Here is an 18,699-nt window from a genome sequence, read left to right as displayed (position 1 = left end):
CGCGGGGCGTCTGGGTGCTGGCTAACGGGCCCGGTCTAACGGGGGCCTGGGCTAACGGGGGCCTGGGCTAACGGGGGCCTGGGCTAACGGGGTGCGGTCTTACGGGGTGCGGCGCGGGGTGGGTCGGGGAGCGTCGGGCCCCGCTGGCAGCGCGGACACCAGTAGGTGGGGCGCTCCCGGCCGGGCTCGCCGTGCGCGTCGGCGACCACCCGGATCGGGGTGCCGCAGACCAGGCAGGGCTGGCGGGCCCGGCCGTAGACATGGAGCCGGGCCCGGCGCTCGCCGGGCGGGGTGGTGATCCGGTCGAAGCGCTCGCGGTTGAGGGCCAGCAGCCGGGCCGCCTCGTCCACCAGGCGTGGGAGGGCCTCCGCCACGGGCGGCTCCCCGACCGGGGTCCAGGGGGTGAGGCGGGCGAGGAAGCACAGTTCGGCCATGTAGACATTGCCGATGCCGGCCAGGTTCCGCTGGTCGAGCAGGGCGTCCCCGAGCGGCCGCTCGGGCGCGGCGCGCAGCCGGGCGAGCGCCTCGTCCGGGTCCCAGTCGGGACCCAGGAGGTCGGGGCCGAGATGGCCGACGACCGTGGACTCCCGGGCGGTGCGCAGCAGTTCGAGCACGGGGAGCCGGTAGCCGACGGCCGTGTTCTCCTCGGTGCCGAGGATGGCCCTGATCTGGTGGGCCGGGCCGCCGCGCCAGCGCTCGCCGGGCGCGAAGACCCGCCAGGCGCCGTCCATCCGCAGATGGGAGTGGAGGGTGAGGCCGCCCTCGACGCGGGTGAGGAGATGCTTGCCCCGGGGCACCACCTCGACCACGGCGCGGCCCCGCAGGTCGACGGTGGCCAGCCGGGGAACGCGCAGGTCCGAGCGGACCAGCGTCCGCCCGGCGAGGCCGCCGTGCAGCCGCCGGGCCGTCAACCACACGGTGTCTCCCTCGGGCACCCCTCCATGATGCGCCTCGCCTCGGGCCGGCGGGCCGCCTCGGGCCAGCGGGGCGCCTCGGGCCGGCGGGGCGCCTCGGGCCGGCGGGCCCAGCGGGGAGTCGGGCCTGCTGGGCCGCTTGGGTCGGGGCCCGGCGGGGAGGGGCCGCCGGCCCGGGCCGCCGGGGCGGTCCCGGGAGCGGGGCGCCTCGGGCCGGCGGGGCGAGCGGGGCGGTCCCGGGGCGGGCGCGGCTGGGCCCCGGGCCCCGGGCGGGCTGGGCGAGCGGGGAGGGTGGCCGGGCGGACTGGCCGAGAGGGGCGCCGGCCAAGAGCGGACCGGGCGCGGCCGGGCCCCTGCGGGCCCGGGGGCCTCGGGGCCGGCAGGCCCGGCGGGGCGCCTCGGGCGGCGGGCCGAGCGGGGCAGCCGGCCGAGTGGGGCGGCGGGGCGAGCGGGGTGCGGCCCGGAGCGGGCCGGGTGCGGCCGGGTCCCGGCGGGCGCGGCCCGGTCCCGGGCCGGCCGATCCGGTGGGGAGGGCGGGGCCCCGGCGGGAACGGGTTTGACGGAGACCGGTGGCGTCCCGGGTCCACCGTCCAGGTCGGCCGACCTGGACGGTGGACCCGGCAGCCAGCGGAGGCACGGCGGGCGGAGTGCGGGCCGGCGGGAGGTCCATGGGCTGGGCGAGCCGGCAGGTCGAGCGGGGAGTCGGGCCTGCGGGCCCGCCGGGGCCCGGCTGGTGTGACCGGGGCGGTCGTACCGCACGGGGGCTCCCATCGAGCCAACGTATCGGGGACCGGGGCAACCCCGGGAGCGCAGGGGCGGGGGGAGGCGCCGCCGGGCCCGGGAGGGGGAAGCCGCCGGAGGCGCGGCGGTTGGGCCACCAGGCCGGGACCCGCCGGGCCGGCCCGGCCAGGGCAACCGTTCAGGCCGGCCCGGCCGGGGAGCCCCGGTCAGGGCATGGGTCAGGCCAGCGTGACCAGCAGCACGATGCCTATCGCTATCAGCGCCAGGGAGAGGTAGCCCATGACCAGCCCGCCCAGCGCCATGCCGTCGCCGGTCTCGCCGGTGCGGCGGATCGTCGCCCTGGCCCGATGGCCGAGGATCACGGCGGGGATGGCGGTCAGGCCGTAGGTGAAGAAGCAGGAGATGCCGCAGACCATCGCGGCCACCGCGTTGCCGTTGGTCTGGGGCGGCGGCGGGAAGGGCATCGGCCGTGGCGCGTGGTAGATCGGGCGCGGGCCGCCGGGGACCGGCCCGTAGGCCGGCGGGCGGTGGATGACCACGGACGGCATGATGGGTGGCCCGAACGTGGTCGGCGCGTACGGGCTGACCGGTCCTGGCACCGGGCCCTGGGGCAGGTCGGCGAGCAGGGGCTGGATCTCGGCGTAGGTGCTGGTCTCGTGGAGGCGGCGAACCCGGTCGTCGAACTCGTCCTTGGTCAGGCGGCCTTCGGCGAAGCCGGCCTTGAGCACATCGGCGGCGCGTTCCCGATCGCTGTCCGAGGCACGCATATAGCCCTGCTGCTCGGGCGGCCCGCCCTGCCAGTTCTGCATCGACATCTGCACCCTCCCCAGTCACGCCGGCTCGAAGCACCCGCCACCACGCCGTCGACGACGGTGCCCCGTCGGAACCGGCCGTTCCCCTGAACTGACGACGCCCGGGACGTCCCGAAGGTTCCCGCGCCGGCGGCCGGCGAACTGTCCGTGCCCGCGCTATCCATGCTGGCGCACCGGGGGAGTTCCGTCCACCGGCTTCACCAGGCGCGGGCGCACCAGGGCGGGAAACGGCCGGCGCCGGGGACGGGCGCGGGCGCGGGGGTTCGCCGGGTCAGCCGTGGCGCGGGGCGGAACGGACCGGGTCGGTGATGCCGCCCGGACACGCCAACGCCTCGATGTCCCAACCGGCTTGGCGCGCCCCGGCCTGGTACGCGCTCTCGTAGAAGCGGAGCGCGGCGGCCCTGGCGTCGCCCTGGGCCCGGGCGTCGTCGAGGGTGAGGACCGCGAGATGGCCGTTGGCCTCCCGGGTGACCCATCGTGCGGGGTCGGGGGCCAGCGGCTCCTTGGCGAGGCTCGCCGGCTCGGGCGCGGTGTAGGCGTAGAACGCGGGCTCCGGCACGGTCTCGTCGCCGAACCAGAAGCCGAAGCTGATCACCTCGCGCGAGTACGCCTCGCGCGCCACCCGGCTGACCTCGGGCGCCTGGTCGATCCGGCGTTCCCCAAAGCGGGTGTGGGCGATGTCCATGGTGTGCCAGAAGTGGTGAACGGGGCTGACCTTGCCGGAGAACCGGGCCGCGAACTCCTCCAGCAGCAGGTTCACCTGGCTCAACAGCCGCCAGTAGCGGCCGACCTGGGCGCGGTCGTAGGCGCGGTGCTCGGTGTCCTGGTCGAAGGGGCGGTCCAGGTCGGGCAGGTCGAACGGGTGCGGCTGGTCGATCTCCACCCGCACGCCGAGGTCGCCGAGCCCGGCCAGGACCCGCCGGTAGAAGTCGGCGACCGACTCGCCGGCCAGCGGAAACGAGAGCTGCCGGCCGTCGAGGGTGGCGATCAGCAGGACGTGCGCGACCAGGTCGAAGTCGATGGTGAAGATCGGGTTCCCGTCCACCTGGCCCATGGGCCGCGTGGTCAGGCCCCGGCCGGTGACGTGGAAGGGGACGTTCCACCAGTGGTTGCGCTGCGGGCTGGCGGCCAACCTGATCTTGCCCACCACCTGGAGGAGCCGGTGCAGGGTCTCCTTGGTCTCGGCCCAGTCGTCGAGGGGGAGGGAGGCGAAGGGCTCGTCGGCCGGCCCGGCCGTCCCGGCCCGTCGCGTTTCGGTCGTTGTCACCACCACCGGCACCTCCCGCCTGTCGCACCTCTCCCCTCAGACTGGCCGCGCCCACCACCGACCGCACCCCCAACACCCCCAACCGGTGCCCCCGCCGCCCCCGCCGCCCATGCCGCGATCAGGGTCCCGGCCCCCGGCCGGGCAGGAGGCGCGGCCCCGAAGGGGCGCCCGCGCACCGCCGCCTCCCCGGCCGGGAACGGCACCCCGACGGGCCCCGGCGCGCTCCCGCCCGGGGCAGCGGCCCGGGCAGCGCGGAGCGCCGGCCCGGCGCCGGTGTGCCGGCGGGCCGGCGGGCACCGGGCGGGGCCGCGTCCAGCGGACCGGCCGCGCCTCCCGGGACGGGAACGCCTCGTGGGCGTGACCGCGCAGCGGAACGGTGCGCCGCGGAGGGCGAACGAACCCACCCCGCGCGGCGAAACGCGACCCACAACGCCGACCCACCCGGCGGATGGCCGCGGCGGCAAGACGCTCGCGGGAACGTGCCCCTCCCGGGCGCGGGCTCGCCCGCGAGCGGACCCACCGGCCGCCGGGCCGACCCCCGCGCCGGACCCGTGGGCAACCACCCCGCGCCGTCGCGGCCGCCAGGCCGCCGGGCCGCCCGGCGGCGCGGCAACGCGCGGCGGCCCGCCGCGTTACCAGATCGGTCGCAGCGGAGGCAGCGCCTCGTCGGTCATGCCGTGGATCAGACGCGTCAACTCCCCGCGCAGCGTGTCGAGATCATCCCGCCCCGCAAGCTGTGCCGCCTCCGCCTCCAGTTCCCGCAGGATGCCCCCGGCCACCTCCAGATGGCGCACCGCCGCTTCGGTGAGCACCACCAACCTGCGCCGGCCGCCGGCCGGATGCGCCTCGCGCCGGACATAGCCGCGCTGCTCCAACTCCTTGACCAGTTGCCCCGCCGCCTGCTTGGTGACGCCGAGGCGCTCGGCCAACTCGCTGCTGGTGGCCCCGTGCCCCCGAAGGGCCTGGAAGGCCATCCCATGCACGGGGCGCAGCTCGGCGTACCCGACCTCGGCGAGGCGACGGCTGAACTCGTTGAGCAGCAACTGAAATCCCATGCCCAACAGAAAGACCAGCTCGAACCGCGCCAGAGGGTCCTCGACACCTCCGCCCGCAGGACGATCCACACGTTCCTCAGGTTGGCCTTCTCCATCCACGGGGACATGGTGGCATCTCGCGAGTAAAGCTGCTTTACTGACGCAAGAGTAAATCAACTTTACTCACCGCCCTTCCCGGGGTGCCGGCTCACGGCCCGCTCCACCAACTCACCACCCGGGGCCCGTCAGATGAGGCCCCTCATCCCTCCCTTCCTCCCCTCCAAGGAGAACCGAACGATGCATGTCATCACCGCGCCCACTGACCCCGTCACGACCCCGGGCGCCACCATGACCACCCTCGCCTCGCCCAGTCTGGGAAGTGCCGAACTCAGCACCTGGCGCGTGGAGATGGCTCCGAACGCCTCTGGTCCCGAGCACACCATCGACCGCGAGCAGGTATGGATGCTGACCCGGGGAACCCTGGAGATCACCGCCGAGGGCGCCACCCACACCGCGCGGGCGGGGCAGACCGTCGTCCTGCCGGCGGGGGTGGCCCGCCAGGTGAACTGCCCGTCCGACGAACCCGCCGAGGCCCTGGTCGCCATGGCCGCCGACGGCCGGGCCGCCATCTCGGGCGACGCCACGAGCCGCCCCGTCCCCTGGGCGCGGTGACGCGCCAACTACCCGGTCGGGGTGGGTATTCGCTCCGCCGACCGCCCGGCGCGGCCTCGCCCCGACGACGGTCCGTCTGTCGCGAGCCCCGCCGCGAGCCCCGCCGCGAACTTCGGCGCGAGGGCGACGCACAGGAGCAGCGCGAAGGCCGTGAGCGCCGCGAGAGAGCGCTGGTTGTTGAACGCCTCCCAACGGGCCAGCTGCTCGGCGTGGTCCGGCGGCGGACCGGTCGTCACCCAGTCCCTGATCCGGCCGTTGATCGGGACGTTGCCCAGCCGGGTGATCAGCAGGGACGCCACCGCGAGCGCCGTGGCCGCGCCGGCCAACAGCCGGGCGCGGCCCCGGGAGAGCGCGGTGACCGCGAGCGCCGCCATCACCGTGGCGACCATGGCGGACTGCATCACCACGCTGTTGGCCCGCATCAGCTCGGCATGGAAGGAGAGCCGCAGCTCAAGCGGAACCTCGCGGAAGGTCGGGGCCACACTGAGCGCGCCATAGCCGAAGGCCCCGGCCAACAGCCCCGAGCAGAGCACCGCGACGCCGCGCAGCCAACGCGACCAGCGGGCCAGCCGTTCCCCCGTCATCGGTCACCCTCCGACGCCCTCGTGGCCCCGGCGGACACCGCCCCCGCCCCGGCGGACACCGCCCCCGTCTCGGTGGGCGGCGCAAGCCGATACCCGTGCCGCGCCAGCCGCTCCCGCAACGCGGCGGCGTCCACCGGGCGTTCGCCGATGATCGTGAGCAGGTCGGCCTGGACGTCGACCGCAACGGCCAGCACCCCTTCGAGACCACGAACCTCGCCGTCGACCACTCGGGCACAGCGCCGGCAGGCCATGCCGACCACCCGGAACTCCTCGATCACGGCCGGGACTTCGGCGCTCATCGGGTCACCTCCCGGGTGAGGCCGTGGCTCCGGAGCAGCCGACCGTCCGGCCCCCACTCCCCGAGCATCATCACGTCGATCGCCGAGGCGCCGCCGCCCGCACCGCCCGCCGAGCCCGTCCCCGCCTCGCCCGGAGCGCTCCGGGACGACGACGGACCAGCCCGCTGGCCCGAGGGCCCGTCAGGCGCGAGGTGAATCGTGAACCTGGCCGCCATCCGCGCGCCGTCGGCCAGCGCCTCGTGCACCTCGAACCGGGGCGCGGCCCGAGACCGCAACATGAGCCGCACCGGGCCCAGATGGGCCAGCAGCTTCGCCCGGTCCAGCCGGATGCCGTCCGAGACCTCCACGCACTCCGGCGCGAAGAACCGGTCGGCCACCGCCGCCAGGTCGGCGTCGTCCGCGACGATCGCGCGATTCAACGAGGTGTAGAAGTCCACCAGGAACCGCTCCGGCACCACTCCACCCATGACGTCCATCGATCCGCCCCTCCCGACGCGCGCCCCCGGCGCTCGCCTTATCTTTGACACTCCTGTAAGGTATCTCGCGACAGCAACTTTGACAAGGGTGTAAGAGATGTTGGATGAACAGACTTCCACCCGCCGGCGCAGAGCCGACGCGGAGCGCAGTCGCACGGCGATCCTGGAGGCCGCCGTCTCCGTCCTGGCCGAGCGGCCGGACGCCAGCGTCGCCGCGATCGGGCGCGCCGCCGGCGTCACCCGCCAGACGGTCTACGCCCATTTCCCGTCGCGCCGCGCCCTGTTGAACGCGGTGTTGGACCGCGCCGCCGAGGAGTCCGTCGCGGCGATGGACGCGGCCGAGCAGGGCGCGGACTCGGCCCTGGAGGCGCTGCGGCGGATGATGGACGCCAGCTGGCGCGCGGCGGAGAGCTATCCGTCCCTCGCCGAGGTCGCCGCCGAGGCGGCCGAGGCCGAGGGCTCGGAGGAGGATGCGCGGCGGCACCTCCCGTTGCTGGAGCGGCTGGTCGCCCTGATCGAACGCGGCCAGCGCACCGGCGAGTTCGCCCCCGACCCCCCGGCCCCCTGGCTGGCCTCCGCCGCCATCGCGCTGGCCCACGCGGCGGCCAGGGAGGCGAGCGCCGGGCAGTTCACCCCGACCGAGTCACTGGCCGCCCTCCACGTCGGGCTGGCCCGGCTGCTGACCGCCCGCGATCATGCCTGACCGCCCGGCGACTCCGAACGACCGCCCGGCGATCACGGCTGGCCGCCCGGCCCGTGGCCCCGCCGGCCGGACCGGCGCGGTCACCGGCCGGGGCGGGGCACCCACCGGCCGGGCCGCCGCGCCTCCCGCTCGTTCACCGCGCCGTGGCCCCGCTGGCCGCGCGCCAGGTTTCGGCGAGCGCCTCGGGGGCGTCGGCGTGACAGCGGATGAGGCGGGCCGTCGCGGGGCGGCCCAGGGGGCGGTGGAAGGTGACGGGGGCGGTGAGTTCCACGGTCAGGGTGGTCTGGCCGGCGACGGCCAGGTCGGCGGTGCCCGTCTCGGGGTCCAGGGCGAGCAGCCCGCCCGAGCGGAAGCGGCGGCTGACCCGCACGTCCGAGACCTGCTCGGCCGGCACCCGGATGTCGACCAGCGCGCCATAGCGCAGCCGCAACGAGCCGTCGGCGCCCACCAGATGGGGCCGGACCACACAGGAGAGGCGGAGTTCCACGGCGAGGAACGTTCCCCACACCCCCAGCACCAGCAGGATCGCGTGCACCAGGGGCCAGGGGATCAGGAGAGCCAGCGCCACCGTCTCCACCACCGAGACGGTCAACATGATCCAGAAGAGAGGGGACTCGGCCTGCGCATAGCCGAACGCCCGGTCCCCCGCGCGCCGTCCGTGTGGGCCCCGGCGCAGCAGCCAGCGCACCAGGCAGCGGAGGAGGAGCAGTTGGTGCCGGGCCAGCCGGCGCGCGCCCCGCCAGGCCGCGCCTGCCGAGCCGGCCTCCGCCGGCTCGACCACGCCCTCGGAACGCACCGCCTCAGCCGGCTCCGCCGAACCGGCCGCACCGGTCGGCCCCGACGAACCGGCCGTCCCCGACGAACCGGCCGTCCCCGCCGGCCCCACCGTCCCCGCCGGCTCCGCGGAGCCGGCCGAGCCGGCCGGCTCCGCCGGTCGCGCCGCGCTCATTGGGCCCGCTCCGCGAGCAGCCGCATGGCCCGGCGGATGACGGCGCCCTGCGCCGGGCTGTGGTCGGCGAAGAACGCCTCGGCGAACGGGCCGGTCGGCTCGGACGGTTCGACGTCCCCGGCCAGCCGCACCACCGCATCCGGCACGATCTCCGCGATGGCCACGGCAAGGGGCTCCACCCGTGGGTCGTCCTCGGCGGCATCGGCCAGCGCGTCGAGCCGCTCGTAGATCCGGTAGGCCGCCTCCATCGCCGCCGGGTCGTCGCCGAAGGCACCGGCCAGCCCGGTCAGCCAGGGCTCGTCGGCCTCGTCACCCGCCGTTCCCTCCAGCAGCGTCATCAACTCCCGCTCCCGGACCGCCGAGGCCGGCTCGGGCCCGGTCAGCCCGGTGGCCGTCTGGCGCATCCGGCGGAAGAGCGCGGCGAGTTCGGGCGAGACCGGCCCCTCGGCCGGCAACTCCTCGTGCCGGCCCGCCTCCGCCAGCAGCTCGGCCACCCGGGCGCGGCGCAGCCGGATCGCGGTCTCCTGGCGGGCGAGTTCGGCGTCGAGTTCGGTCAGCACCTCGCGCAGCTCGACGCCGCTGTCGTCGGCGAGCACGTCGCGGACGTCGTCCAGGCTCAGCCCGAGCGCGGTCAGCCGCCGCACCCGCACCACGCGGTAGGCGTCGCGCAGTCCGTAGACCCGGTAGCCGCCGGCGGTGCGGCGCGGTTCGGGCAGCAGCCCGATGTGGTGGTAGTGCCGCACGGTCCGTGGGGTGACCCCGGCCAGCGCGGCCAGCTCTCCGATGCGCATGGCCCCAGTAGAGACGTTGCCGTCGCGTCAGGGTCAAGCGCCGCGCCCGGGCTCTCCCACCGCCGGTTCGCGCCGTTTCGCGCCGGTTCGCGACGGTTCGCCCACGGGCCGTGCCCCGCCCGCTCCGGACCGAGGAGTACCCCCCCGCGAACTTCCGGGCGGAGGACCGGCGTTGACGAGCCGCCTCGTGGCCCGGAGCCCTCGGGGAGCGGCCGCTCCCCGAGGGCTCTCCGTTGCGGAATAATCGCTTCGACGGCACGAGGGGGGCTGCACGGTGGGCAAGGAGATCCAGGACTGGTTGGCGCAACGCAAGGCCGCGTTCCGAGGGGCGCCCTACCGGGACGCCAGCATGGCGATGTGCGCGCTGGTCGCCACGGCCGACGGGTCCGTTCACCCGGCCGAACGCAAGCGCGTCGAGTCGTTGATCGCGGGGCACGAACGGCTCAAGCACTTCCCGCCGGACCAGCTGCTCCGCCTCTTCAACCGGCACATCGACCGGCTCAGCGGTGACTTCCGGCGGGCCAGGGGCGGGGTGCTGCGGGAGATCGCCAAGGTCAGGGACCATCCGGCGCTGGCCAGGGCCGTGATCCGCACCGGCGTGGTGATCGCCGGCGCCGACGGGCACTACGCGCACGCCGAGCGCCAGGTGATCCACGAGGTCTGCGAACTGCTCAACGTCTCGCCCACCGAGTTCGGCCCCTGATCATCTCCGCTGCCGACCCGTTCGCTTCTGCACTAGGTTGACGACTTCGGTAACTCGGCTGCGACCAGGGGGAGATCGAGTGCGGCAGGGCATGGTCGTCGGTGATCGCTACCGCGTTGAACGCCTGCTGGGCAGGGGTGGCTTGGGCGAGGTCTGGGAGGCGGAGGACCGCACCCTCGGCCGCCGGGTCGCGGTCAAGTTCGTCACCGGGGGGTGGGACCACCCGGAGGCGGCGCGGCGGTTCGCCCGCGAGGCCCGCACGTTGGCGGCGTTGCGCCACGGCGGAATCGTCACCGTGCACGACGCGGGCGCGGCCGACGGCGCGGCCGACGGCGAGGGCGAGGGGGACGAACCCCTGCCGTACCTCGTGATGGAGCTACTGGACGGCGCCACCTGGGAGTTCGCCGCCGTGGCATCCGTCGAGGCCACCGGCGCGCGGGTGGCGGAGGCGCTCGCCGCCGTGCACGCGGCCAACATCGTGCACCGCGACGTCAAGCCCGCCAACATCATGATCTGCGCGGACGGGCGCACCGTGCTGATGGACTTCGGCATCGCCCGCGACGACGACTCGCTCACCCGCACCGCCACCGCCACCGGCCACTACTTCGGCACGCCCGCCTACATGGCGCCGGAACAGCTCCAGGGCCGGGCCGCCACATCCGCCTCGGACATGTACGCGCTGGGCATCGTCCTGGTGGAGAAGCTGACCGGACACCGGCTGCCGGTCGGGCAGTTGATGCCGCAGGTGCGGGCCTCGCTCCCCGAGCCGCTGCGGACCCTGCTCGAACGGATGACCTCCGCCCAACAGGAGCAGCGGCCCACCGCCACCGAGTGCGCCGCCCAACTCCGGGCGCTCGCCGGCTCGAAGGCGTCGCGGCGCCCGCGCGGGCCGCGCACGCCCACGGCGCGCGTGACGGTGCCCGCGCCGGGGAGCCCCGGGCGGCCGGGAAGCCCGGGGCGGCGGGCCTGGTCGCAACGGCTCGCCCCGCCGGTGGTCTTGCTGGTGCTCTACGCGCTGGTGCTGTCCCGGCCCGGGTTCCAGACCGGGAGGCACGTGTACGAGACCGTCTTCGAGTCGTTCGCCAAGCCGCCGTACTACGTCTGGATACGGGACATCGACGGGGAGTCCACCCTGACCTGGGGGGCGGTCACCTCGGTCGGCGCCGTCCTCGGGCTGGCGGCGGTGCTGACCGCGACGGCGCTCCTCGACTCCCGCTTCGGGCCGCGTGCCCGCGCCGCCGGCTATGCGGGGGCGGCGCTCGCCGTGCTGTGCCTCGCCTGGCGGGCGACGTCCAGCCCGCCGTACTTCGACGGCGAGCCGGAGCCGCTGCGCTACGGGATGTGGCTGTTCTACCTGCTCACGGCGTTGACCCTCGCGGCCTTCGCCCACCGCGACCTCACCGCCCGCCGGACGGGCGCCGGCGCACCCTGACGGCGCGCCCCGCCAAGGCCCGCGCCGCCCGCCGAGGCCCCGCGCCGCCCGCCAAGGCCCGCGCCCCTGGAGCGCCCGGCGCGCCCCGCGCCCCCCGGCGGCGCGCCGGGGCCCGCCCCCCAACCCCAGCGAGCCGCAGGCTACTTCGGCTTGCGCAGCGACAGGTGCAGCTCGCGCAGCCGCGCCTCGCTGACCTCGTTGGGCGCGCCCATCAGCAGGTCCTGCGCGTTGCCGTTGAGCGGGAACGCGATCGTCTCGCGGATGTTGGGCTCGTCGGCCAGCAGCATCACGATCCGGTCCACGCCGGGCGCGATCCCGCCGTGCGGGGGCGCGCCGTAGTGGAAGGCGCGGAGCATCCCGCCGAACTCGCGCTCCACCTCCTCGCGGGAGTAGCCGGCGATCTCGAACGCGCGGTACATGATCTCCGGCTCGTGGTTCCTGATCGCGCCGGAGGACAGCTCGATGCCGTTGCAGACGATGTCATACTGCCAGGCCAGCACGTCCAACGGGTCCTGCTTGTCGAGCGCTTCGAGGCCGCCCTGCGGCATGGAGAACGGGTTGTGCGAGAACTCGATCGCGCCGGTGTCCTCGTTCCGCTCGTACATCGGGAAGTCCACGATCCAGCAGAAGCGGAACACGTTCTGCTCGAAGTGGCCGGCCCGCTTGGCGGCCTCGACGCGGACCGCGCCCATGATCTTCGACACCTCGTCGAAGGCGCCGGCGCCGAAAAAGATCGCGGTGCCGGGGCCGGCGGCCAGCCGCTCGGTGAGCGCGGCCACGTTCTCCTCGGTGAGGAACTTCGCGATGGGCCCTGTGAGTTGGCCCTCCTCGCCGACCCGCACCCAGGCCAGGCCCTGCGCGCCCTGCGCGACGGCGAACTCGCCGAGCTGGTCGAAGAACTTCCTCGGCTGCGCGGCGGTGTCCGGCACGGCCAGCGCGCGCACGTGCTTGTCGGCGAACGCCTTGAACGCGGAGCCGGCGAACACGTCGGAGACGTCGACCAGTTCGAGCCTGGCCCGCAGGTCCGGCTTGTCCGAGCCGTACTTCAGCATGGCCTCGCGGAACGGGATGCGCGGGAACGGGGAGGTGACGTGGCGGCCGCCGCCGAACTCCTCGAACAGCTCGGTCATCACCTTCTCGATGACCCCGAAGACGTCCTCCTGCTCGACGAAGCTCATCTCGACGTCGAGCTGGTAGAACTCGCCCGGCGAGCGGTCGGCGCGGGCGTCCTCGTCGCGGAAGCAGGGCGCGATCTGGAAGTACCGGTCGAAGCCCGCGACCATCAGCAGCTGCTTGAACATCTGCGGGGCCTGCGGCAGCGCGTAGAAGGTGCCGGGGTGGAGCCGGGACGGCACCAGGAAGTCGCGGGCGCCCTCGGGGGAGGTGGCCGACAGGATCGGCGTGGACAGCTCGGTGAAGCCCTGCCCGGTCATCTTGGCGCGGATCGCGGAGATGACGGCGGAGCGCAGCATGATGTTGCGGTGCATCCGCTCGCGGCGCAGGTCGAGGAAGCGGTACTCCAGGCGGCGCTCCTCGTTGACCCCGTCCTCGGTGTTGATGGTGAACGGCACCTGGTCGGCGGAGCCCAGCACCTCGACCTCGGCCACCTCGACCTCGATCTCGCCGGTGGCCAGCTCCGGGTTGACGTTCTCGGCACCCCGGGCGACGACCCGGCCGTCGATCCGCAGCACGGACTCCTTGCTCAGCGAGCTGAGCCGCTCCAGCACCGGGCCGGCCCCGGGGGCGTCCGGGTGGACCACCAACTGGGTGATGCCGTAGTGGTCCCGCAGGTCGATGAAGAGGATGCCGCCCAGGTTCCGGCGATTGTGCAGCCAGCCGGCCAGCCGGACATCCGTTCCGATGTCCGCCGAACGCAGTTCGCCGCAGGTGTGGGACCGGTACCGATGCATCGTGAGTCCAAGTCGTCAACGAGATTCCGGGGAACGGGCTCAGACTACCGGTGCCGGCACACCCGCCGCCCCGGCGTATCGGGTCCGCCCCCGGCGTATCGGACCGGGCGACGACCCGGGCGACGACCCGGGCGAAACCTTTCCCATACCGGTCGAGAAGAGGGCGAAAGGCTCGGTAACGGCATAGATTCGGCGGTATGCGCACGGAGGACGTGCTGGCCGCCGCCCGGGTCGGTATCTGGACCTGGGACGACGCCCGGGGCGTGGTCACCATGGACGCGGTCGCCGCCGAGCTGTTCGGGCTGGCGGCCGAGCCCGTGGTGCTGACGGAGGCCACCGTGCGGGCCCGCATCCATGTCGAGGACTTCGCCGTCATCGAGCGGGTGCTGGCCATCGCGGCGAGCGAGGGGCCCGGCAGCGGGCCCAGGGAGGTCGAGTTCCGGCTGATCGGCCCCGACAACGAGGTCACCACGCGGCTCCGTACCCGGCTGCGCATCCTGGAGCCGCGCGAGCTGGACGGGGGCGAGGAGGGCTCGCTGGCGCTGGTCGGCACCCTCACCGAGACGCCGACCTCCGACGAGCGGGAGCTGGGCGGCGACTGGGAGACCACCCGGGCCAGGGAGACCTTCGTGCTCCGCACCGGGCAGGCGCTCTCCGAGGCCAACAGCGTGCGCGAAGTGCTGCGCGTCGTCTCGACGTTGGCCATGCCCGGCTTCACGCCCGACGGGGTCGCGGTCTACGACCGGGAGGGCGACCACCTGCGGATGCTCGACTACCAGGGCCGGGAGCTGGACTTCAGCGACATGGGCTTCCCGATGCCGATGGACACCGACTACCCGGCGGCCGAGGTGATGCGCACCGGCCGGGCGGTCTATGTGTCCTCGCCCGAGGAGTACGCGCAGCGCTACCCGAAGATCTGGCCGGTGATCGCGCCCCTCCAGCGCAGCTCCTGGGCGTATCTGCCGCTGGTGGTCGCCGGCCGCACCATCGGGGTGTGGCTGGCCGCGTTCGACTACCGGCTGGAGTTCGACTGGGAGGAACGTTCCACGTTCTCCAGCATCGCCCGCATGGTGGCCCAGGCGCTGTCCCGGGCCACGCTCAACGACACCGAGCGCGAGCTGGCCGCCGACCTCCAGCACGCGATGGGCCCCAGCCCCATGCCCCGGGTGCCGGGGCTCGCGATCGCGGCGCGCTATGTGCCGACCGGCGCCGGGCTCCAGGTCGGCGGCGACTGGTACGACGTCATCCCGCTGCCCTCGGGCCGGGTGGCGCTGGTGATCGGCGACGTTCAGGGGCACGACGTACGGGCGGCGGCGGTGATGGCGCAGCTGCGGATCGCGCTGCGCGCCTACGCCTCGGAGGGGCACCACCCGGACGCGGTGCTCAGCCGGGCGTCGCGCTTTCTCGCCTCGCTCAGCCCCCGGCCGGCCGGCGACGACGAGATGGCGGCGGTGCCGAACGAGTCGCTGGGCGAGGGGCGCTTCGCGACCTGCCTGTATGTGGAGGCCGACCCGCGCTCGGGCACCTTCGACATGGCGCGGGCCGGGCACCCGGAGCCGGCGTTGCTCTTCGACGACGGCGCCATGCAGCGGCGCCCGACGGACGGCGGCCCGCCGCTGGGCATCGAGCCGAGCCTGGACTACCCGGTGACCCGGCTGAGCCTCCAGCCGGGGGAGACGCTGCTGCTGTGCACGGACGGGCTGTTGGAGACCGGCAAGCGCGACCTGGACGCCGGCTGGGAACGGGTGCGCAGGGCGGCCGCCGGCGTTCCCGGCACCGGCCTCGAACAGCTCGCTGACACCCTGCTGGAGTCGATCTCCGTCCTCGACGTGCAGGACCAGGAGGAACGCTCGGCCACCGAGAGCCGCCCGCCGGGCGCGCACGGCAACGAGGACGACATCGCGCTGCTCCTGCTGCGCCGCGAGACGACCGGCCGCCAGGTCCCGCGCGGCGGGACGCCGGTGCGGCGCTTCGTGCTGAACGTGGGGCAGTCCGAGCCGGCCAGGATCGGCCAGGCGCGGGAGCAGCTGGCCTCGCTGCTCTACGACTGGTCCGACCGGAACGTGGTGCACGGCGCGGTGCTGATGCTGTCGGAGATCGTCACCAACGTGCTCACCCACACGGACGGCGACGCGCTGATGGTCGCTGAGGTCAGCGGGGTGGCGGGCAGCCGCACGCTGCGCGTCGAGGTCACCGACTCCTCCGACAAGCTGCCGCACCGCAGGGAGCCGGGCGAGCTGGCCTCGTCGGGGCGCGGGCTGCTGCTGATGGAGGAGCTGGCCGACGCCTGGGGCGCGCAGCCGCGCGGCGAGGGCAAGACGACCTGGTTCGAACTGGGCGAACACTCCGGCCTCGGCACGGCCTGACCGCCGGGGCGGGCTCAGCCGGGGCGGGCTCAGCCGGGAGCGCCGGTTTCGGCGGGCCGGGGGCGGCGGTTTCGGCGGGCCGGGGCGGCGGCCCGGCGGGCGCTTCAGTGGCCGAGCAGGTGGTGGCCCCGACTGGTCAGCCGGTGGGTCACCCGGGCGCCGTCCCGCCGGCTTTCGACCAGGCCGGCGGCGCGCAGCACCTTCAGGTGGCCGCTGACCGAGGACGCGGACAGCCCCAGGCCGGCGGCGACGGAGCCGGTGGTGGAGGCCACCGTGAGCGCGCCGAGCACGCGGGCCCGGCTGGCGCCGAGCAGCGCGGCGAGCGCCGGCGCCTGCCGCCCGGCCGCCGGCGGCGTCGGGGGCTCCCGGGAGACCGGATAGACCACCACCGGCGGCAGGGCCGGGTCGGCGACGGCGATCGGCGTGGTGTGGCAGAAGAAGGAGGGGATCAACCGGAGCCCGCGCCCCCGCAGGCGCAGGTCGAAGTCCACGGGATAGGGCGCGGTGAGCACCGGGTCCCGCCAGACGAAGGGCGGCAGCCCCGCCAACAGCGCCACCAGGCCGCCCTCCAGCGCGACCGCGCGCCGCTCCGCGTCGGCGGCGACGGTCGCGGCGACCCGGCTCCAGTCGGGCGCGACCAGCTCGGTGTGGACGCGGAGCAGGGCGTCCGCCACCCGGCCGAGTAACTCCCGGTCACCCGAGGCGAGTTGTCCGGTCCACCGGGGCAGCGCGCGGTGCCTGGCCGCCTCGCGCAGCTCGCGCGCCAGCCGGGCGTCGGAGGTGGCCCGCAGGGTGCTCAGGGCGGCGGACATCCCCTCCTCCGACTCGGCGGGGGTCAGGAAGTCGGGGAAGTAGGGCGCGTCCGCCGGCGCGAGGTCGTTCAGCAGCCGGCAGGCGGCCCGCAGGCGTGCGCTCCCGAGCCGTTCCGCCGCCCGGCGTCGCCACGTTCCGAGGTGCCGTGGCAGCCGGTGCCGGGGGCCGGTGAGCACGTGCAGCCCGAGGATCGCCTCCCAGATCGGGTCCGCCGACCTCGCCAACTGCACGTGCCGGAAGTCGCGTTCGGTGAAGTGGATGCGCAGCACGCCGGCCATGGGCCGATGGTGGCTCCCCACACCCGTCCCGACAAGGGCCTTTCGACGGAGGTCGAAAACCCCGTCACCCGTCGAGTTGTCGTGTACCTAACATTCTGGCACCCCCCCTCACTCGGAGGTCATGGTGAAGAAGTCATCCGTGCCCGGTCCCCCCACCCCGTCCCGCAGGAGGCTTCTCAGGATCGCCGGCGGCGCCACCGCGGCGACCCTGCTCGGCGGCGCCGGCCTGTTGGCCTCGGCGACCGGGGCGCACGCGGCGCAGGACGGTTTCGGACTGCGGATCGTGGACCGGGGCGAGGACGACCCGCGGATGAAGTACTACCGCTTCGCCACCGACGCGATCGACTGGGACCCCGCCGTCAACGTCCTGCTCCCCGACGACTACGCCGGCGGACGGCGCTACCCCGTGCTGTACCTCCTGCACGGCGGCGGCATCGGCCAGGACTTCATCTCCTTCGACCGGGCGGGCATCCGCCAACTGACCGCCGGCCGGCCGATCATCGTGGTGATGCCGGACGGCGGACCCGCCGGTTGGTACAGCGACCCCGTGCACTCCAACGCGGGCCCCCGCGACTGGGAGACCTTCCACATCGCCCAGCTGCTGCCCTGGATCGACGCCAACTTCCGCACCCACGCGGAGTTCGACGGGCGGGCGGTGGCCGGGTTCTCGATGGGCGGCTTCGGCGCGCTGAAGTACGCGGCCAGGTACCACGGCCACTTCGCCTCGGTCAGCTCCCACTCCGGCCCCGCCAGCCTCCGCCGCGACGCCGGGCTGGTCACCCACTGGGCCAACGTCTCCTCGGCGGCGGCCGAGCTGGCCGGTGGCAGCGTCTACGGGATGCCCCTGTGGGACGAGGCCCGGGTCAGCGCCGACAACCCCGTGGAGCAGGTCGAACGGTACCGGGGCAAGCGGGTCTTCCTGGTCGCCGGCACCAGCCCCAGCCCGGTGGACTGGGCGGACTGGGTCACCGAGACCCAGGTGCTCGCCGGGCAACGGGAGTTCCGCGACCGGCTGAACGAGGCCGGCATCGCCCACGAGCAGTACGAGGAGCCCGGCGGACACGTCTTCCGCGCCGACGTGTTCAGCCGCGACCTCGACGGCGTCATCGCCCGCCTCCGCGCCGCCTGACCACCCCCACCTCCGGGCGGGCGGCCACGCTCCCGGGGCCGCCCGCCGCCCCGCGCACCCCCGCGCACCCCCACCAGCCCCGGATCGGAGACCCATGAGCAGGAGACGCCTCCCGACCACCCTGGCGACCGCCCTCGTCACCAGCACCGCCCTGATCGCCCTGGCCACTCCCGGCGTCGCCCAGGACGGTCCCGGCGCCGTCCCGGTGTCGGTGTCGGTGACCCAGTTCGGCACCACCGGCGGCACCGCCGTGGTGAGCGGCTGGAACGAGCCCGGCACCCGCTTCCACGTGGCGGGCACCAGCACCAGCGCGACCAGGACGCTGGAGATCGACTACCAGGTCCAGGAGACCGGCTACTGGTGTGGCCCCGCCGCCACCCGCATCGCGCTCTCCGCGCGGATCGCCCCGCCCAGCCAGGCCACCCTGGCCGTCCAACTGGGCACCCACGTGGGCGGAACCGACCACATCAGCCAGGTCACGGGGGTGCTGAACGCCAACCTCGGCACCGGCTGGTACGAGACCAAGGAGATGCCCAACGACCCGCCCACCCAGGCCCAGAAGGACCTGCTGTGGCGGGACATCGTGCTGGACATCGACAACAACTACCCGCTGGTGACCAACATCGTGGCCCCGCCCGGCAACCAGCCCCCCGGCTACCCGCCGGACCAGACCATCTACCACTACTTCACGGTCATCGGCTACGACGACGTCAACCGGACCGTGCTGATCGCCGACCCGGCCAGCTTCGGCGGCAACCAGATCTACTGGCTCTCCTTCGAGCAACTCGCGTCCCTCATCCCCCCGAAGGGGTACGCGGCCTGACCC

18 protein-coding genes are annotated in these 18,699 nt (G+C 74.6%); 7 read left to right on the top strand and 11 right to left on the bottom strand.

Annotated elements, in window-relative coordinates; translation table 11 throughout:
- Positions 1-83 precede the first annotated feature (83 nt).
- The 4 genes from FH609_RS29725 to FH609_RS29710 form a co-directional block, all read right to left on the bottom strand.
- Complete coding sequence (locus FH609_RS29725) at positions 84-935, bottom strand: DNA-formamidopyrimidine glycosylase family protein (RefSeq protein WP_139675296.1); 852 nt, start codon at positions 933-935, stop codon at positions 84-86.
- A gap of 938 nt (positions 936-1,873) precedes the next feature.
- Positions 1,874-2,470 (bottom strand): DUF1707 and DUF4190 domain-containing protein, encoded by a 597-nt coding sequence (locus FH609_RS29720; RefSeq protein ID WP_226962048.1) that lies wholly within the window; start codon positions 2,468-2,470, stop codon positions 1,874-1,876.
- 268 nt (positions 2,471-2,738) lie between these two features.
- Positions 2,739-3,734: a DUF5996 family protein gene (locus tag FH609_RS29715; RefSeq protein WP_139675295.1), complete on the bottom strand. Its 996-nt coding sequence runs from the start codon at positions 3,732-3,734 to the stop codon at positions 2,739-2,741.
- A 632-nt stretch (positions 3,735-4,366) separates the two neighbouring features.
- Positions 4,367-4,789 carry a MarR family winged helix-turn-helix transcriptional regulator gene (locus FH609_RS29710; RefSeq protein WP_139675293.1) on the bottom strand — a complete coding sequence of 141 codons (423 nt, stop codon included), beginning with the start codon at positions 4,787-4,789 and terminating at the stop codon, positions 4,367-4,369.
- Between the two features lie 276 nt (positions 4,790-5,065).
- On the opposite strand from FH609_RS29710, the gene FH609_RS29705 reads away from it, so the two are divergent.
- Entirely contained in the window at positions 5,066-5,440 is a 375-nt protein-coding gene (locus FH609_RS29705) for a cupin domain-containing protein (protein WP_139675290.1), read from the top strand.
- Between the two features lie 8 nt (positions 5,441-5,448).
- On the opposite strand, the gene FH609_RS29700 is transcribed toward FH609_RS29705, so the two are convergent.
- The 3 genes from FH609_RS29700 to FH609_RS29690 are packed head-to-tail and all read right to left on the bottom strand — an operon-like array spanning position 5,449 to position 6,799.
- Positions 5,449-6,024, bottom strand: a complete 576-nt coding sequence (locus FH609_RS29700; protein ID WP_139675288.1) for an anthrone oxygenase family protein — start codon at positions 6,022-6,024, stop codon at positions 5,449-5,451.
- Positions 6,021-6,323, bottom strand: coding sequence for a heavy-metal-associated domain-containing protein (locus tag FH609_RS29695; RefSeq protein ID WP_139675286.1), 303 nt, complete (start codon positions 6,321-6,323; stop codon positions 6,021-6,023). The genes FH609_RS29700 and FH609_RS29695 overlap by 4 nt, the downstream gene beginning before the upstream one ends.
- The gene (locus FH609_RS29690; RefSeq protein WP_139675284.1) at positions 6,320-6,799 is read right to left on the bottom strand and encodes a nuclear transport factor 2 family protein; all 480 of its coding nucleotides are present in this window, start codon (positions 6,797-6,799) and stop codon (positions 6,320-6,322) included. Before FH609_RS29690 ends, FH609_RS29695 begins: the two co-directional genes overlap by 4 nt.
- Positions 6,800-6,896: 97 nt before the next feature.
- Between FH609_RS29690 and FH609_RS29685 the strand changes: the two genes are divergently transcribed.
- Complete coding sequence (locus FH609_RS29685) at positions 6,897-7,502, top strand: TetR/AcrR family transcriptional regulator (RefSeq protein WP_139675281.1); 606 nt, start codon at positions 6,897-6,899, stop codon at positions 7,500-7,502.
- 133 nt (positions 7,503-7,635) lie between these two features.
- On the opposite strand, the gene FH609_RS29680 is transcribed toward FH609_RS29685, so the two are convergent.
- A complete protein-coding gene (locus FH609_RS29680; RefSeq protein WP_139675280.1) occupies positions 7,636-8,451 on the bottom strand; it encodes a hypothetical protein in 816 nt (271 codons plus the stop codon).
- On the bottom strand, positions 8,448-9,242 hold the full coding sequence (locus FH609_RS29675; protein ID WP_139675277.1) for a MerR family transcriptional regulator: 795 nt from the start codon (positions 9,240-9,242) through the stop codon (positions 8,448-8,450). Before FH609_RS29675 ends, FH609_RS29680 begins: the two co-directional genes overlap by 4 nt.
- A gap of 274 nt (positions 9,243-9,516) precedes the next feature.
- Between FH609_RS29675 and FH609_RS29670 the strand changes: the two genes are divergently transcribed.
- Together FH609_RS29670 and FH609_RS31305 are read left to right on the top strand one after the other, a co-directional pair.
- Entirely contained in the window at positions 9,517-9,945 is a 429-nt protein-coding gene (locus tag FH609_RS29670; RefSeq protein ID WP_226962047.1) for a tellurite resistance TerB family protein, read from the top strand.
- Positions 9,946-10,024: 79 nt separating this feature from the next.
- The gene (locus FH609_RS31305) at positions 10,025-11,377 is read left to right on the top strand and encodes a serine/threonine-protein kinase (protein ID WP_193318118.1); all 1,353 of its coding nucleotides are present in this window, start codon (positions 10,025-10,027) and stop codon (positions 11,375-11,377) included.
- A gap of 140 nt (positions 11,378-11,517) precedes the next feature.
- Here the strand turns inward: FH609_RS31305 and aspS are convergent, their stop codons facing one another.
- Entirely contained in the window at positions 11,518-13,287 is a 1,770-nt protein-coding gene (gene aspS / locus FH609_RS29660) for an aspartate--tRNA ligase (RefSeq protein WP_139675274.1), read from the bottom strand.
- 197 nt (positions 13,288-13,484) lie between these two features.
- On the opposite strand from aspS, the gene FH609_RS29655 reads away from it, so the two are divergent.
- Positions 13,485-15,653: a SpoIIE family protein phosphatase gene (locus FH609_RS29655; RefSeq protein WP_139675271.1), complete on the top strand. Its 2,169-nt coding sequence runs from the start codon at positions 13,485-13,487 to the stop codon at positions 15,651-15,653.
- 104 nt (positions 15,654-15,757) lie between these two features.
- Here the strand turns inward: FH609_RS29655 and FH609_RS29650 are convergent, their stop codons facing one another.
- A complete protein-coding gene (locus tag FH609_RS29650; protein WP_139675268.1) occupies positions 15,758-16,744 on the bottom strand; it encodes an ArsR/SmtB family transcription factor in 987 nt (328 codons plus the stop codon).
- Positions 16,745-16,865: 121 nt separating this feature from the next.
- On the opposite strand from FH609_RS29650, the gene FH609_RS29645 reads away from it, so the two are divergent.
- Positions 16,866-17,873 (top strand): alpha/beta hydrolase, encoded by a 1,008-nt coding sequence (locus FH609_RS29645; RefSeq protein ID WP_139675265.1) that lies wholly within the window; start codon positions 16,866-16,868, stop codon positions 17,871-17,873.
- A gap of 94 nt (positions 17,874-17,967) precedes the next feature.
- On the top strand, positions 17,968-18,696 hold the full coding sequence (locus tag FH609_RS29640; RefSeq protein WP_139675262.1) for a C39 family peptidase: 729 nt from the start codon (positions 17,968-17,970) through the stop codon (positions 18,694-18,696).
- The last annotated feature ends 3 nt before the right edge of the window (positions 18,697-18,699 follow it).

The organism is Streptomyces sp. 3MP-14 (assembly GCF_006334905.2).
GTDB classification, from domain to species: domain Bacteria; phylum Actinomycetota; class Actinomycetes; order Streptomycetales; family Streptomycetaceae; genus Streptomyces; species Streptomyces triticirhizae.
The sequence above is the reverse complement of the archived record's forward strand: the minus strand, read 5'-3'. Positions and strand labels throughout refer to the sequence as shown.

What these genes read in the sequence shown, in the direction of transcription:
- aspS (WP_139675274.1), bottom strand. Translation starts at nt 13,287, where the DNA reads ATGCATCGGTACCGGTCCCACACCTGCGGCGAACTGCGTTCGGCGGAC.
- FH609_RS29650 (WP_139675268.1), bottom strand. Translation starts at nt 16,744, where the DNA reads ATGGCCGGCGTGCTGCGCATCCACTTCACCGAACGCGACTTCCGGCAC.
- FH609_RS29695 (WP_139675286.1), bottom strand. Translation starts at nt 6,323, where the DNA reads ATGAGCGCCGAAGTCCCGGCCGTGATCGAGGAGTTCCGGGTGGTCGGC.
- FH609_RS29685 (WP_139675281.1), top strand. Translation starts at nt 6,897, where the DNA reads ATGTTGGATGAACAGACTTCCACCCGCCGGCGCAGAGCCGACGCGGAG.
- FH609_RS29705 (WP_139675290.1), top strand. Translation starts at nt 5,066, where the DNA reads ATGCATGTCATCACCGCGCCCACTGACCCCGTCACGACCCCGGGCGCC.
- FH609_RS29720 (WP_226962048.1), bottom strand. Translation starts at nt 2,470, where the DNA reads ATGTCGATGCAGAACTGGCAGGGCGGGCCGCCCGAGCAGCAGGGCTAT.
- FH609_RS29655 (WP_139675271.1), top strand. Translation starts at nt 13,485, where the DNA reads ATGCGCACGGAGGACGTGCTGGCCGCCGCCCGGGTCGGTATCTGGACC.
- FH609_RS29700 (WP_139675288.1), bottom strand. Translation starts at nt 6,024, where the DNA reads ATGACGGGGGAACGGCTGGCCCGCTGGTCGCGTTGGCTGCGCGGCGTC.
- FH609_RS29645 (WP_139675265.1), top strand. Translation starts at nt 16,866, where the DNA reads ATGGTGAAGAAGTCATCCGTGCCCGGTCCCCCCACCCCGTCCCGCAGG.
- FH609_RS29640 (WP_139675262.1), top strand. Translation starts at nt 17,968, where the DNA reads ATGAGCAGGAGACGCCTCCCGACCACCCTGGCGACCGCCCTCGTCACC.
- FH609_RS29675 (WP_139675277.1), bottom strand. Translation starts at nt 9,242, where the DNA reads ATGCGCATCGGAGAGCTGGCCGCGCTGGCCGGGGTCACCCCACGGACC.
- FH609_RS29690 (WP_139675284.1), bottom strand. Translation starts at nt 6,799, where the DNA reads ATGGACGTCATGGGTGGAGTGGTGCCGGAGCGGTTCCTGGTGGACTTC.
- FH609_RS29710 (WP_139675293.1), bottom strand. Translation starts at nt 4,789, where the DNA reads ATGGGATTTCAGTTGCTGCTCAACGAGTTCAGCCGTCGCCTCGCCGAG.
- FH609_RS29680 (WP_139675280.1), bottom strand. Translation starts at nt 8,451, where the DNA reads ATGAGCGCGGCGCGACCGGCGGAGCCGGCCGGCTCGGCCGGCTCCGCG.